Raw genomic sequence first — 14,723 nt, 5'->3', positions numbered from 1 at the left:
TTGTGGTTGTCAGGATTCGGAATTAGAGCTTAGTCCAGGTTCGCTACAATCGCAGGGCAACTAAAATACTGTCACACGACTGCAATAATTCCGTTATCTAATGCGGCGCAAGACAGTTAAATGACAAGAGGATTAAGGCATGGTTGGCAGGAGCATTCTGATCGTCGACGACGAAGCGCCCATTCGCGAAATGATCGCCGTTGCATTGGAAATGGCCGGCTATGACTGCCTGGAGGCTGAAAACTCCCAGCAGGCCCACGCCATTATCGTCGACCGTAAACCGGACCTGATCCTGCTCGACTGGATGCTGCCCGGCACGTCCGGTATCGAACTGGCCCGTCGCCTCAAGCGCGATGAACTGACCGGGGACATCCCGATCATCATGCTCACCGCCAAGGGTGAAGAGGACAACAAGATCCAGGGCCTGGAAGTCGGCGCCGACGACTACATCACCAAGCCGTTTTCCCCACGTGAGCTGGTGGCGCGCCTGAAGGCCGTGCTGCGCCGTGCCGGTCCGACCGATGGCGAGGCACCGATCGAAGTCGGCGGTCTGCTGCTGGACCCGATCAGCCACCGCGTGACCATCGATGGCCGTCCCGCCGAGATGGGTCCCACCGAATACCGCCTGCTGCAATTCTTCATGACCCACCAGGAGCGCGCCTACACGCGTGGCCAGTTGCTGGATCAGGTCTGGGGTGGCAACGTCTACGTCGAAGAGCGTACGGTTGACGTGCACATTCGACGCCTGCGCAAAGCCCTCGGCGATGCTTACGAAAATCTGGTACAAACCGTGCGCGGCACTGGCTACCGGTTCTCGACCAAGGCCTGATGATCGCAGCGGTTTCACTTTCAAGGACGTATTTTTTTCGTGAACCAAAACTGGCATGGCACCCTGATTCGCCACATGCTGCTGCTGGTCACCGCCTGCCTGGTGATCGGCCTGATCACCGGCTATTACGGCTGGAGCCTCGCCGCAGGCCTGGGTCTTTACCTGGCCTGGACCCTCAAGCAATTGCTGCGTCTGCACGAGTGGCTGCGCCTGCACAAACCCGATGAAGCACCGCCCGACGGCTACGGCCTGTGGGGCGAGGTATTCGACAGCATCTATCACCTGCAACGCCGCGACCAACGGGTTCGCGGGCGCCTGCAAGCGGTGATCGACCGGGTTCAGGAATCCACCGCCGCGCTGAAAGACGCGGTGATCATGCTCGACACCGACGGCAACCTGGAATGGTGGAACCGCGCCGCCGAAACCCTGCTGGGCCTCAAGACGCCACAGGACAGCGGCCAACCGGTGACCAACCTGGTGCGCCATCCGCGCTTCAAGGAATACTTCGAGCAAGACAGCTACGCCGAGCCGCTGGAAATCCCCTCGCCGACCAACGACCGCGTGCGCATTCAGCTGTACATCACCCGCTACGGCAACAACGAACACTTGATGCTGGTGCGCGATGTGACGCGCATCCATCAGCTTGAGCAAATGCGCAAAGACTTTATCGCCAACGTGTCCCATGAACTGCGCACACCGTTGACGGTGATCTGCGGTTACCTGGAAACCTTGCTCGACAACGTCGACGAGGTGAACCCGCGCTGGAGCCGTGCCTTGCAGCAGATGCAGCAACAAGGCGGACGCATGCAGACCCTGCTCAACGACCTGTTGTTGCTGGCCAAGCTGGAAGCCACCGATTATCCGTCGGACAACCAGCCGGTGCCGATCGACGGCTTGCTGCAATCGATCAAGAGCGATGCGCAGCAGTTGTCCGGCCAGAAAAACCAGAAAATCATCCTGGAAGCCGACCCGACGATTCTGCTCAAGGGCAGCGAGGCTGAGTTGCGCAGTGCGTTTTCCAACCTGGTGTTCAACGCGGTGAAATACACCCCGGCCGAAGGCAATATCCGAATTCGCTGGTGGGGCGATGACCAGGGAGCGCACCTGAGTGTGCAGGACTCCGGGATCGGCATCGATGCCAAACACCTGCCGCGCCTGACCGAACGCTTCTATCGCGTCGACTCCAGCCGCAACTCCAACACCGGCGGCACGGGCCTGGGGCTGGCAATCGTCAAACACGTTTTGTTACGTCATCGGGCACGGATGGAAATCAGCAGTGTACCGGGCCACGGCAGCACCTTTACTTGCCACTTTGCCCCGGCTCAGGTCACCAAATCACGGGTTATCAGCACCGCCGATTGATACCGGCCAGCACGCGCCACTAGGCAACCGCCAAGTCAGCCGCTACATTGGCTGACTTGCGCCTGCCTTTCAGGCGCGGTTTTTACTTCTCTCTTGAATATACGGAACCCGCAAAACTCCATCATGGACCCTTCCCCTGGCTTGACCCTCGCTACAATTTTCGCCGACTTCGGCATGATTCTTTTTGCTCTGATCCTGGTTTTGCTCAACGGTTTTTTCGTTGCGGCGGAATTTGCCATGGTCAAGCTACGCTCGACCCGAGTCGAGGCCATCGCTGACAAAAACGGCTGGCGCGGGCACATCCTGCGCACCGTGCACAGTCAACTCGATGCTTACCTGTCTGCCTGCCAATTGGGTATCACCCTCGCCTCCCTGGGCCTGGGTTGGGTCGGTGAACCTGCGTTTGCCCACATTCTTGAGCCGGTGTTGAGCGCGGTCGGAGTCGATTCGGCCGAAGTCGTCAAGGCGGTATCGTTCTTCACCGCGTTCTTCATCATTTCCTACCTGCACATCGTGGTCGGCGAACTGGCCCCGAAATCCTGGGCGATCCGCAAGCCCGAATTGCTGTCGCTGTGGACCGCCGTGCCGCTGTACCTGTTCTACTGGACCATGTACCCGGCCATCTACCTGCTCAACGCCAGCGCCAACACCATCCTGCGCATTGCAGGGCAAGGTGAACCCGGCCCGCATCACGAGCATCACTACAGCCGTGAAGAACTGAAACTGATCCTGCACTCCAGCCGTGGCCAGGACCCGAGTGACCAAGGCATGCGTGTATTGGCCTCGGCGGTGGAGATGGGCGAACTGGAAGTGGTCGACTGGGCCAACTCCCGGGAAGACCTGGTCACCCTGGAGTTCAATGCACCGCTCAAGGAAATCCTGGCGTTGTTCCGTCGCCACAAATTCAGCCGCTACCCGGTGTACGACAGCGAGCGCCAGGAGTTCGTCGGCCTGCTGCACATCAAGGATCTGCTGCTGGAACTGGCGGCGCTGGACCACATTCCCGAGTCGTTCAACCTGGCCGAACTGACCCGCCCGCTGGAGCGCGTGTCGCGGCACATGCCGCTGTCGCAGCTGCTGGAGCAGTTCCGCAAGGGCGGCTCGCACTTCGCTGTGGTCGAAGAGGCCGACGGCAACATCATCGGCTACCTGACCATGGAAGACGTGCTGGAAGTGCTGGTGGGCGACATCCAGGACGAACACCGCAAGGCCGAACGCGGGATCCTCGCGTATCAGCCGGGCAAACTGCTGGTGCGGGGCGATACGCCGCTGTTCAAGGTTGAACGACTGCTGGGCATCGACCTCGACCACGTCGAAGCCGAAACCCTTGCCGGACTGGTCTATGAGAGCCTCAAGCGCGTTCCGGAAGAGGAAGAAGTGCTGGAAGTCGAAGGCCTGCGGATCATCATCAAGAAGATGAAAGGGCCGAAGATCGTTCTGGCCAAGGTGTTGATGCTGGATTGATGCGATTCGTTAAACCGCATTGATCCCAAAAGATCGCAGCCTTCGGCAGCTCCTACAGGGTGTACACATGACCCTGTAGGAGCTGCCGAAGGCTGCGATCTTTTGTTTCAAGGCTTCACTGCTTGCCCAACGCAAAGTTGGGCAACGCACCCACCGGCTGGTTGAACTGGTATGGAATCGATACCAGCCCCAGCCCGGTATTGCGCTGCACCACGAAGTGCAAATGCGGCCCGGTGCTGTTGCCGGTGTTGCCCGACAGCGCCAAGGCGCTGCCCACCTGTACCCGCTGACCTTCCCGAACGCAGACCGAGCCTTTCTTCAGGTGCAGGTAAACGCCCATGGTCCCGTCATCGTGCAACACCCGCACGAAATTGCCGGATGCATCGGTGCCGCGCCCGCTCTGGCGATTTTCGGTTTTCACCACCACGCCGCCACGCGCGGCGATGATCGGCGTACCCTCTGGCATCGCGATGTCTATGGCGTAACGACTCTTGGGGCCGAAGTGGCTATAGGGGCCATTGGCGCCCTGACTGATCCGGAACGGTCCGCCACGCCAGGGCAACGGGTACCGATAGCCCACCGTGGGCCCTGAGGGGTCGCCCAGGGAGTATTTGAACTTCGGGACGTACGCGAGGGGCCTCCCACCTTTAGTTTCCGTGAGCTGCGCCAGGCGAACGCTGCTGCGCAGCGGTATCACGCGCCGAATCGTCCGCCCCGGCGCACCGCTGGCATTCTTCACCCCGGCAAAACTCAATTCGACCTCTACCGGCGCATACAGGTCATTACGCACGTACACGCTGTGCACGCCATTTTTCTTCATGATGATGAGGCGCACCTGACGCTCAAGGTGCTCGACCATGCCATCGCGAAAAACGAACACGTGGGCGCCTTTGCTGGGGCGGTCGCTGTAGGAAACCACGCCATAAGCGTCTTTGGACTTGTAGATGGTCATGGCCATGGCCGAGGTGGCGACCATGAACAGGCCACATAAAAACAGCAGGCGCGTGAACATGAGCAAGGATTCTGTCGAGTGAGGCCTGGGATTGAGCCTAGCAGCTGCAATGGACCCGAGTAGTCGACAGTTGTTTCAAAGAGACAAGATCAAAAGATCGCAGCCTTCGGCAGCTCCTACAGGTGTACACATAAACCTGTAGGAGCTGCCGAAGGCTGCGATCTTTCACAAGCGACGAAGATCACGCGCCGGGAATGAAGTGCTTCTGCGCCGTACCCCGCGCAATCAGGCGCGAGATGTAATCGAGCTTCTGCGCATCCTGATCGACAAAGCGGAAGGTCAGTTGCAGCCAGTCGCTGTCGGGCTTCGGTTCGTGGGCCACGACGGCGTGCAGATAGCCGTTGAGGCGGGCGATTTCGGCATTGTCGCCCTGCTCCAGGTCCAGCACGGCGCTGTCGAGGATCTGCGGCAGGGTCTCGGTACGCTTGACCACCAACAGGGCTTCCTTGAGGCTCAAGGCCTTGATCACGCATTGCGCGATGCCGTTCGGCAAGCGCAACTGGCCCTGACTACGGCCGCTGGTGGGTGCCGAAGAGGCCGCAGGCGCCTTGACCGGCGGGCTGTTGAGCAAGCCTTTGGACGGTGCGGGTGCGGCCGTTGCCATGGCGACGGGCGCCTTGCCACCGGTCAAGGCGGCGAGGGAGTCGTTACCGAATGCCGGACTCGTTTTGGTCGCGGCTACGTTGATCAAGGCATCGAGTTTGCCGACCTTGTGCAGCGCCTGCTTGACCTTGGTGAGCAGTTGCTCGTTGGTGAACGGCTTGCTGACGTAACCGGAAACTCCGGCCTGGATCGCCTGGACTACGTTCTCCTTGTCGCCACGGCTGGTCACCATCACGAAGGGCATGGCTTTGAGGTTGTCTTGCTCACGGCACCAGGTCAGCAATTCCAGGCCGGACATTTCCGGCATTTCCCAATCGCACAGGACCAGGTCGAAGGCTTCCTTGGCCAGCATGGCCTGGGCCTTTCTGCCGTTGATCGCGTCTTCGATCCGCATGCCCGGGAAATAATTGCGCAGGCACTTTTTCACCAAGTCACGAATGAACGACGCGTCGTCCACGACCAACACACTGACCTTACTCATCCACCACCCCTTTAAAAAATCCCGGCCAGCATACCGCCTTGCTGATGGCACATTGCCAAAAACCTTCAGTCACGCCGGACTTTTCGTTCGCGGGTGCTGCTTTTCGAATTCGTGAAGCGCAAACAAAAACGCCCGGCCAAAAGGCCGGGCGCTTTACTTGGGCAACCTTACTTATCGTCAGTTTTGCCCGGAACATTAGCGCTTTCGCCACTGGTTCCTTCAACTTCTTCCTTCATGCGCTTGAGCCCCAGGTGCCGCACGTCGGTGCCGCGTACCAGGTAGATCACCAGCTCCGAGATATTGCGCGCGTGGTCGCCGATACGCTCCAGCGAACGCAGCACCCAGATAATGCTCAGAACCCGCGAAATGGAACGCGGATCTTCCATCATGTAGGTGGCCAGCTCACGCAGGGCAGTCTTGTATTCGCGGTCGATGATCTTGTCGTACTGCGCCACCGACAAGGCCAGCTCGGCGTCGAAACGGGCAAAGGCGTCCAGTGCATCGCGGACCATGTTGCGTACCTGGTCACCGATGTGGCGCACTTCCACATAACCACGCGGCGCTTCGCCTTCTTCGCACAGCTGGATGGCGCGACGGGCGATCTTGGTCGCTTCGTCACCGATGCGCTCCAGATCGATCACCGACTTGGAAATGCTGATGATCAGGCGCAGGTCGGAAGCCGCCGGCTGACGACGAGCCAGAATGCGCAGGCATTCCTCGTCGATGTTGCGCTCCATCTGGTTGATCTGGTCGTCGATCTCGCGCACCTGCTGGGCCAGGCCGGAGTCGGCCTCGATCAGCGCGGTCACCGCGTCGTTGACCTGTTTCTCGACCAGCCCGCCCATGGCCAGGAGGTGGCTGCGCACTTCCTCCAGTTCGGCGTTGAACTGCTGGGAGATGTGGTGTGTAAGGCCTTCCTTAGAAATCATGTTGTCTGCTCCGCAAAAGCTGTGAGCTGCAAGCTACAAGCTGCAAGCTGATGTGTGTCGTACCCGAACCGCTCTTACTTGCCGCTTGAAGCGTGCGGCTTGTGGCAACTGCTAGCCGTAGCGACCGGTGATGTAGTCTTCGGTCTGCTTCTTCGCCGGATTGGTGAACAGCGTATCGGTGTCGCCAAACTCGACCAGCTTGCCCATGTACATGAACGCTGTGTAGTCGGACACCCGCGCCGCCTGTTGCATGTTGTGGGTCACGATCACGATGGTGAACTTGGATTTCAGTTCGTAGATCAGCTCTTCGACTTTCAGCGTGGAGATCGGGTCGAGTGCCGAGCACGGTTCGTCGAGCAGCAGCACTTCCGGCTCCACGGCGATGGTGCGGGCGATCACCAGACGTTGCTGCTGACCACCGGACAGGCCCAGTGCCGATTCGTGCAGACGGTCCTTGACCTCGTCCCACAGTGCCGCGCCTTTCAACGCCCACTCAACGGCTTCGTCGAGGACGCGCTTCTTGTTGATGCCCTGGATGCGCAGGCCGTAAACCACGTTTTCGTAGATGGTTTTCGGGAACGGGTTGGGCTTCTGGAACACCATGCCGACGCGACGACGCAGCTCGGCCACGTCTTCGCCCTTGCGGTAGATGTTGCTGCCGTACAGGTTGATCGCGCCATCGACACGGCAGCCGTCAACCAGGTCGTTCATGCGGTTGAAGGTACGCAGCAGCGTGGACTTGCCACAGCCGGACGGGCCGATGAAGGCGGTCACGCGCTGTTTCGGGATGTTCATGCTGACGTCGTACAGCGCTTGTTTGTCGCCGTAGAACAGGCTCAGGCCCGGCACTTCGATGGCTACGGTTTCCTGCTCGAGGTTCAGGCTCTGCTTGTCGCGACCCAGCGCCGACATGTTGATGCCGTGGGTATGTGCTTCGTGCTGCATGGGAGGCTCCCTGTGCTAACAAATTCGGTTCGTTTTCCGCTGGCCTCGTGATCGGGCCAGCAGGTTACCCAAAATCTATGTCTGACGCCGGTCCCTGTGGGAGCTGGCTTGCCTGCGATGCAGACGATGCGGTTTTTCAGTAACACCGCAGTGATGCCATCGCAGGCAAGCCAGCTCCCACAAGGGACCGCGCCGACCTTGCTTAACTGTCCAGCGCCTTGTACTTCTCGCGCAGGTGGTTACGGATGTACACCGCCGACAGGTTCAGCGTGGCGATCACCAGCACCAGCAGCAGCGCCGTGGCGTACACCAGTGGCCGCGCGGCTTCGACGTTCGGGCTCTGGAAGCCGACGTCATAGATGTGGAAGCCCAGGTGCATGATCTTCTGGTCCAGGTGCAGGTACGGGTAGTTACCGTCCACCGGCAGCGACGGCGCCAGTTTCACCACACCTACCAGCATCAGCGGCGCCACTTCACCCGCGGCGCGGGCCACGGCGAGGATCATGCCGGTCATCATCGCCGGGCTGGCCATCGGCAGCACGATCTTCCACAAGGTTTCCGCCTTGGTCGCGCCGAGGGCCAACGAGCCTTCACGCACGGTGCGAGGAATCCGCGCCAGGCCTTCTTCGGTGGCCACGATCACCACCGGCACCGCCAGCAGCGCCAGGGTCAACGAGGCCCAGAGCAGACCCGGTGTGCCGAAGGTTGGTGCCGGCAAGGCTTCCGGGAAGAACAGACGGTCGAGCGAGCCACCCAGCACATAGACGAAGAAGCCCAGGCCGAACACGCCGTAAACGATGGCCGGAACACCTGCCAGGTTGTTCACCGCGATGCGGATCACCCGGGTCAGCGCGTTCTGCTTGGCGTATTCACGCAGGTACACCGCCGCCAGCACGCCGAACGGGGTCACGATCATCGCCATGATCAGGGTCATCATCACGGTGCCGAAGATGGCCGGGAAGATCCCGCCTTCGGTGTTCGCTTCACGCGGGTCGTCGCTCAGGAACTCCCAGACCTTGCTGAAGTAGAAACCGATCTTGGTGGTCGTGCTCATGGCGTTCGGCTGATAGGCGTGAACCACTTTGCCGATGCCGATTTCGATTTCCTTACCGTTTGCATCGCGGGCGGTCAGGCTGTCGCGGTTGAACTGCGCGTGCAGGTCGCTCAGACGCGCTTCAACATCCTGATAGCGAGCATTGAGTTCGGCGCGCTCCGATTCCATGTCCGCTTGTGCAGTGGCGTCGAGTTTGCCATCCAGTTCAAGCTTGCGACCGTGCAAACGGATGCGCTCGAGACCGGCGTTGATCGCACCGATATCGGTTTTTTCCAGGCTCTTGAGCTGTGCAGCCAGCTTGTTCACGCGGTCGACACGGGCCTGCAGCTCAGGCCATGCCGCTTCGCCTTCAGCAATGACTTTGCCATCCTGTTTGACGTTGACCAGGTAACCGTAGAAGTTGCCCCACTCGCGACGCTCGATGGCCATCAGCTCCGGCGGCGTCGTCTGGTTGGTCAGCCACTCGCCGACGATCCAGGTGAAGTCGTTGCCGTTCAGGTCACGGTTGCCGACCTTGATCAGCTCGCGGGTCATGAACTCCGGGCCTTCGTCAGGCACCGGCAGGCCGGCGCTCTTCAGGCGGGCGCGTGGCACTTCTTCTTTCTGCACCACTTCGCCAATGACCAGGTGTTGGCCCTGGCCCGGCACGTCGTAGCTGGCGTGGATCAGATCCGCCGGCCAGAAGTGACCCAGGCCGCGTACGGCAATCACTGCCAGCAGGCCAATGGTCATGATGACCGCGATGGACACCGCGCCACCGCTGATCCAGACGCCGGGGGCGCCGCTCTTGAACCATCCTTTCAGGGAGTTCTGTTTCACAGACTTCTACCTTTCTTAAAGCGACGAGTATTTCTTGCGCAGACGCTGACGAATCAGTTCCGCGAGGGTGTTCATGACGAAGGTGAACAACAGCAGCACCAGCGCCGAGAGGAACAGCACGCGGTAGTGGCTGCCGCCGACTTCCGATTCGGGCATTTCCACCGCGACGTTGGCTGCCAGGGTGCGCAGGCCTTCGAACAGGTTCATTTCCATGACCGGGGTGTTACCGGTGGCCATCAACACGATCATGGTTTCACCGACGGCACGGCCCATGCCGATCATCAGCGCCGAGAAGATGCCCGGGCTGGCGGTGAGGATCACCACGCGGGTCATGGTCTGCCACGGCGTGGCACCGAGGGCCAGGGAGCCCAGGGTCAGGCCGCGAGGCACGCTGAACACGGCATCTTCGGCGATGGAATAGATGTTCGGGATGACCGCGAAGCCCATGGCCAGACCGACCACCAGGGCGTTGCGCTGGTCGTAGGTGATGCCCAGGTCGTGGGAGATCCACATGCGCATGTCTCCGCCGAAGAACCAGTTCTCCATGAACGGGCTCATGTACAGCGACAGCSAGCCCACAAACAGGATCACCGGAATCAGCAGCGCACTTTCCCAGCCATCCGGGACTTTCAGGCGGATCGACTCAGGCAGGCGGCTGAAGGTGAAACCGGCGACCAGAATGCCGATCGGCAGCAACATCAGCAGGCTGAAGATGCCGGGCAAATGCCCTTCCACATAGGGCGCGAGGAACAGACCGGCGAAGAAACCGAGGATCACTGTCGGCATCGCTTCCATCAGCTCGATCACCGGCTTGACCTTGCGGCGCATGCCCGGAGCCATGAAGTACGCGGTGTAGATCGCAGCGGCAACGGCCAGTGGAGCGGCCAGCAGCATGGCGTAGAACGCGGCTTTCAAGGTACCGAAGGTCAGCGGCGACAGGCTCAGCTTGGGTTCGAAGTCGGTGTTGGCGGCGGTCGATTGCCAGACGTATTTAGGCTCGTCGTAGTTCTCGTACCAGACCTTGCTCCACAGTGCGCTCCACGAGACTTCCGGGTGCGGGTTGTCGAGCAGCAGCGGGTGCAACTTGCCGCCGGCTTCCACGATCACGCGGTTGGCGCGAGGCGACAGACCGAAAACGCCTTGGCCTTCAGCGACCGGTTCCACCAGCAAGGTGCGGTGGGCGGTGCTGTGGAACACGCCGAGCTTGCCGGAAGCGTCGAGGGCAACGAAGCCCTTGCGGCGTTCTTCGGCAGTGATTTCAACGATAGGCGTGGTGCCCATCTGGAAGGTGCGGATCTGCTTCAGGCGTTGTTCGCCATCGGGGTCGCGAGCCATGAACCACTGGGCCAGGCCACCTTTGGAGTCACCGATGATCAGCGAGATACCGCCCACCAGCTGGGTGCTGGCGGTGACTTCGGTTTCGCCGTTTTCCACCAGTTTGTAGCGACCGTTGAGGCTCTTGTCGCGCAGGCTGAACACGTCGGCCTGGGCACGCCCGTTGATCACGTACAACCACTGTTGACGCGGGTCGACGAAGATGTTTTTCACCGGCTCGTTCATCTGCGGCAGTTCGATGCGCTTCTGCTCGTTGGTGACTTCGCCGGTCATCATGTTCTCTTCGCTGGTCAGCGACAGAACATTGAGTTGTGAACCGGTGGCGCCAACCAGCATCAGGGTCGAGTCGTTGGCGTTGAGGCTGACGTGCTCCAGCGCACCGCCGGCTTCGTTCACCGCGATTGGCGCTTCGCCATACGGGTACTCGATGGCCGGTGTGATGGATTTCTTGCCGTCCGGGTAGCTGACTTTATAGGTGTGGCGGAACACCAGGGCCTGACCGTTGGAAAGCCCCACAGCCACCAGCGGGTGACCTGGCTGGTCTTCACCGATGGAGGTCACGGTGGTGCCGGCCGGAATCGGCAGATCGACGCGCTTCAATTCAGCGCCACTGTCGATGTCGAAGAACAATGCCTGGCCCTTGTCAGAAACCCGCATCGCAACCTGGTTCTGTTCTTCCAGGGAGATCATCAGCGGCTTGCCGGCGTCTTGCATCCAGGCTGGCGTGATGGCGTCCTTGGCGGTCAGGCTGGCACCCTGGAACAGCGGCGCGACGACGTAGGCAAGGAAGAAGAAGATCAAGGTGATCGCGCCCAGCACAGCGAGGCCGCCAACGAGGACGTACCAGCGGGTCAGGCGATCTTTGAGCGCGCGAATGCGGCGCTTGCGTTGCAACTCAGGCGTATTGAAATCAATTCGCTTGGGGGGATTAGTAGTCATGTTGGAATTGGCCAGATCATTCATTCGCACACCCTAGCGATCCTGTATGACAGAAAGATGACAGTGCAGTGACGCAACAAATCCGCCGCTGGCGGTAACCAGCAGCGGATAGAGAATTAGAGGTGTATGGGGGCGGCTCCTGCCACCCCCATGTGAGTCCAGAGGGGGTCACTCTAGACTCAATTTGTTACTTTTTTGCGACTTCAGCGCCGCCTTCCGCCAGACCCAGGTCAGCCAGAGCTTTGGCAGCTACTTTGGCCGGCAGTGGGATGTAACCGTCTTTCACTACAACTTCCTGACCCTGTTTCGACAGAACCAGTTTCACGAACTCGGCTTCCAGCGGGGCCAGAGGCTTGTTCGGAGCTTTGTTCACGTATACGTACAGGAAGCGGGACAGCGGGTACTTGCCGTTCAGGGCGTTTTCTTCGGTGTCTTCGATGAACTCGGTGCTGCCCTTCTTGGACAGAGCAACGGTTTTCACGCTAGCAGTCTTGTAGCCGATGCCCGAGTAACCGATGCCGTTCAGCGAGGAGCTGATCGACTGAACGACCGAAGCCGAACCTGGTTGTTCGTTCACGTTTGGCTTGTAGTCGCCTTTGCACAGGGCTTCTTCTTTGAAGTAGCCATAAGTGCCGGATACCGAGTTACGACCGAACAGTTGAACCGGCTTGTTGGCCAGGTCGCCGGTCACGCCCAGGTCGCCCCAGGTCTTGACTTCGGTCTTGGCGCCGCACAGACGAGTGGACGAGAAGATCGCGTCGACCTGCTCCATGGTCAGGTGCTGGATCGGGTTGTCCTTGTGTACGAATACAGCCAGGGCGTCCACGGCAACCGGGATAGCGGTTGGCTTGTAGCCGTACTTCTGCTCGAAGGCAGCCAGTTCGGTGTCCTTCATCTTGCGGCTCATCGGGCCCAGGTTGGAGGTGCCTTCAGTCAGCGCAGGTGGCGCAGTGGCGGAGCCAGCGGCCTGAATCTGGATGTTTACGTTCGGGTATTCTTTTTTGTAGTTCTCGGCCCAGAGGGTCATGAGGTTGGCCAGAGTGTCGGAACCAACGCTGGACAGGTTGCCCGACACACCAGTGGTCTTGGTGTAGCTCGGGATAGCAGGGTCAACAGCGGCAACCGCGTTGGCAGTCGCAACGCCAGCAGCGACAAAAGTCATTGCCGCCATCAAACGCTTCAGTTTCATGCCTTACTCCTAGCAGATAGGGTGTGTTATTCGGGGCCAAGTATCAGCAGGCCGTGTGAACACTCTATGGCTGAAATATGACAATTGGATGAAAGGCCAGCACTCCGCTAAGAAGGCTGGCCTTTCAGTTGTAACTGTAGATGTGAGGAGTGCTGTGATCGCTCGCTGTCAGCGGCCCTTCTTCCAGAGATATGCACCTACCAGAATCCCCACCCCACACAGCACCGCCACATAATAAGCAGGTCCCATCGCACTTTCCTTGAGCAACAGGCTGACGATCATCGGCGTCAGGCCACCGAAAATCGCGTAGGCAACGTTGTACGAGAACGACAAGCCGCTGAAGCGCACCACCGGCGGGAACGCTTTGACCATCACGTACGGCACCGCGCCGATGGTGCCGACCAACAGACCGGTCACGGCATACATCGGGAACAGCCAGTCGGGATGGTCGGCCAGACTGTGATAGAAGGTCCAGGAGCTGGCCAGCAGCGCGGTACAGCCGATCACGAAGACTCGTCCCGCACCGAAGCGATCGGCCAGTGCGCCGGCAATGATGCAGCCAAAGCTCAGGAACACGATCGCCACGCTGTTCGCCTGCAGGGAGGTGGTAGGCGAGAAGTGATAGACCGTCTGCAACACAGTCGGGGTCATCAGGATCAACACCACGATGGCGGCCGACAGCAGCCAGGTCAGCAGCATCGAAATGGCGATGGCGCCACGATGGTCACGCAGCACCGCCCGCAGCGGCACTTCTTCGGCCAGGGCCTTGCGCTGTTGCAGCTCGGCGAACACAGGGGTTTCGTGCAACCAGCGACGCAGGTACACCGAGAACAGACCAAACACGCCACCCAGCAGGAACGGAATCCGCCAGGCGTAATCCGACACTTCCACCGGGGTATAGAGGCTGTTGATCGCCGTGGCGACCAGCGAGCCGAGCAAGATGCCCGCCGTCAGGCCGCTGGTCAGGGTGCCACAGGCGTAGCCGACATACCGCTGCGGAACGTGTTCGGAAACGAAGACCCACGCCCCCGGCACTTCACCGCCAATGGCGGCGCCCTGGATCACCCGCATCAACAGCAGCAGGATCGGCGCCCACATGCCGATCTGCGCATAGGTCGGCAACAAACCCATGATCAAGGTCGGCACGGCCATCATGAAAATGCTCAAGGTGAACATTTTCTTGCGGCCCAGCAGGTCGCCGAAGTGCGCCATCACGATGCCGCCCAGCGGCCGTGCCAGGTAGCCGGCGGCAAAGATGCCGAATGTCTGCATCAGGCGTAGCCACTCGGGCATGTCCGCCGGGAAGAACAGCTTGCCCACCACCGTTGCGAAGAACACGAAGATGATGAAGTCGTAGAACTCCAGCGCGCCGCCCAGGGCAGACAGCGATAGAGTCTTGTAGTCGTTGCGGGTCAGCGGGCGTGCGGGTTGCTCTGGCTGCGCGATGCTCGAGGGCGCTGTGGTCATGGCAAGGGCTTCTCTTATAGTCGGATCTGCAACCTCAACAACGCTGGCTGAGGTTTGGGCAGGTCCGGCACGATAGCAAATTGTTCGAAAAAGCACATAGATGTGCGTTTTTGACAGTCAAAATGAGAACCGGACGGTCGTCGCGGAGTCTACCGACCGATATACTCAAACCTTGCTCCGGTTTTTGAGGGGTTGCTGTGCGAAAACGCCTGTCAGGTTCATAGGCGATTTCGCAGAGTTTCCCTTTAGGCGCCTTATGGAAAACGTGACGAACGTAGTATGTTCGGTGCTGAAT

11 protein-coding genes are annotated in these 14,723 nt (G+C 60.0%); 3 read left to right on the top strand and 8 right to left on the bottom strand.

The genetic code is table 11. The features are described from left to right. Positions 1–139 precede the first annotated feature (139 nt). The 3 genes from phoB (at position 140) to AC1DVH_RS00830 (ending at position 3,655) form a co-directional block, all read left to right on the top strand. Positions 140–829 carry a phosphate regulon transcriptional regulator PhoB gene (phoB, locus tag AC1DVH_RS00840; RefSeq protein ID WP_003229608.1) on the top strand — a complete coding sequence of 230 codons (690 nt, stop codon included), beginning with the start codon at positions 140–142 and terminating at the stop codon, positions 827–829. A 75-nt stretch (positions 830–904) separates the two neighbouring features. Continuing rightward, a complete protein-coding gene (gene phoR / locus AC1DVH_RS00835) occupies positions 905–2,191 on the top strand; it encodes a phosphate regulon sensor histidine kinase PhoR (protein WP_477752299.1) in 1,287 nt (428 codons plus the stop codon). 123 nt (positions 2,192–2,314) lie between these two features. Then, complete coding sequence (locus tag AC1DVH_RS00830; protein WP_477752251.1) at positions 2,315–3,655, top strand: hemolysin family protein; 1,341 nt, start codon at positions 2,315–2,317, stop codon at positions 3,653–3,655. A 115-nt stretch (positions 3,656–3,770) separates the two neighbouring features. Here the strand turns inward: AC1DVH_RS00830 and AC1DVH_RS00825 are convergent, their stop codons facing one another. From AC1DVH_RS00825 to AC1DVH_RS00790, 8 genes are all read right to left on the bottom strand, one after another. After that, positions 3,771–4,667, bottom strand: coding sequence for a peptidoglycan DD-metalloendopeptidase family protein (locus AC1DVH_RS00825; protein ID WP_477752250.1), 897 nt, complete (start codon positions 4,665–4,667; stop codon positions 3,771–3,773). A 181-nt stretch (positions 4,668–4,848) separates the two neighbouring features. After that, positions 4,849–5,751: a response regulator gene (locus AC1DVH_RS00820; RefSeq protein WP_477752249.1), complete on the bottom strand. Its 903-nt coding sequence runs from the start codon at positions 5,749–5,751 to the stop codon at positions 4,849–4,851. Between the two features lie 167 nt (positions 5,752–5,918). Beyond that, entirely contained in the window at positions 5,919–6,680 is a 762-nt protein-coding gene (gene phoU / locus AC1DVH_RS00815) for a phosphate signaling complex protein PhoU (protein WP_046038908.1), read from the bottom strand. A 111-nt stretch (positions 6,681–6,791) separates the two neighbouring features. Then, on the bottom strand, positions 6,792–7,625 hold the full coding sequence (gene pstB, locus AC1DVH_RS00810) for a phosphate ABC transporter ATP-binding protein PstB (RefSeq protein WP_477752248.1): 834 nt from the start codon (positions 7,623–7,625) through the stop codon (positions 6,792–6,794). A gap of 202 nt (positions 7,626–7,827) precedes the next feature. Further along, positions 7,828–9,498 (bottom strand): phosphate ABC transporter permease PstA, encoded by a 1,671-nt coding sequence (pstA, locus tag AC1DVH_RS00805; RefSeq protein ID WP_477752247.1) that lies wholly within the window; start codon positions 9,496–9,498, stop codon positions 7,828–7,830. Between the two features lie 15 nt (positions 9,499–9,513). Next, positions 9,514–11,547 (bottom strand): ABC transporter permease subunit, encoded by a 2,034-nt coding sequence (locus AC1DVH_RS00800; RefSeq protein ID WP_477752298.1) that lies wholly within the window; start codon positions 11,545–11,547, stop codon positions 9,514–9,516. 412 nt (positions 11,548–11,959) lie between these two features. Then, positions 11,960–12,961: a phosphate ABC transporter substrate-binding protein PstS gene (locus tag AC1DVH_RS00795; RefSeq protein ID WP_007992839.1), complete on the bottom strand. Its 1,002-nt coding sequence runs from the start codon at positions 12,959–12,961 to the stop codon at positions 11,960–11,962. Between the two features lie 168 nt (positions 12,962–13,129). Beyond that, positions 13,130–14,428: an MFS transporter gene (locus tag AC1DVH_RS00790; RefSeq protein WP_477752246.1), complete on the bottom strand. Its 1,299-nt coding sequence runs from the start codon at positions 14,426–14,428 to the stop codon at positions 13,130–13,132. Between the last annotated feature and the right edge of the window lie 295 nt (positions 14,429–14,723).

This window comes from Pseudomonas sp. P4_C3, from assembly GCF_056402075.1.
The sequence above is the reverse complement of the archived record's forward strand: the minus strand, read 5'-3'. Positions and strand labels throughout refer to the sequence as shown.

Bases quoted from the DNA above. Each gene is read 5' to 3' on its own strand.
- phoB (WP_003229608.1), top strand. From the start codon at position 140: ATGGTTGGCAGGAGCATTCTGATCGTCGACGACGAAGCGCCCATTCGC.
- phoR (WP_477752299.1), top strand. From the start codon at position 905: ATGCTGCTGCTGGTCACCGCCTGCCTGGTGATCGGCCTGATCACCGGC.
- AC1DVH_RS00830 (WP_477752251.1), top strand. From the start codon at position 2,315: ATGGACCCTTCCCCTGGCTTGACCCTCGCTACAATTTTCGCCGACTTC.
- AC1DVH_RS00825 (WP_477752250.1), bottom strand. From the start codon at position 4,667: ATGTTCACGCGCCTGCTGTTTTTATGTGGCCTGTTCATGGTCGCCACC.
- AC1DVH_RS00820 (WP_477752249.1), bottom strand. From the start codon at position 5,751: ATGAGTAAGGTCAGTGTGTTGGTCGTGGACGACGCGTCGTTCATTCGT.
- phoU (WP_046038908.1), bottom strand. From the start codon at position 6,680: ATGATTTCTAAGGAAGGCCTTACACACCACATCTCCCAGCAGTTCAAC.
- pstB (WP_477752248.1), bottom strand. From the start codon at position 7,625: ATGCAGCACGAAGCACATACCCACGGCATCAACATGTCGGCGCTGGGT.
- AC1DVH_RS00795 (WP_007992839.1), bottom strand. From the start codon at position 12,961: ATGAAACTGAAGCGTTTGATGGCGGCAATGACTTTTGTCGCTGCTGGC.
- AC1DVH_RS00790 (WP_477752246.1), bottom strand. From the start codon at position 14,428: ATGACCACAGCGCCCTCGAGCATCGCGCAGCCAGAGCAACCCGCACGC.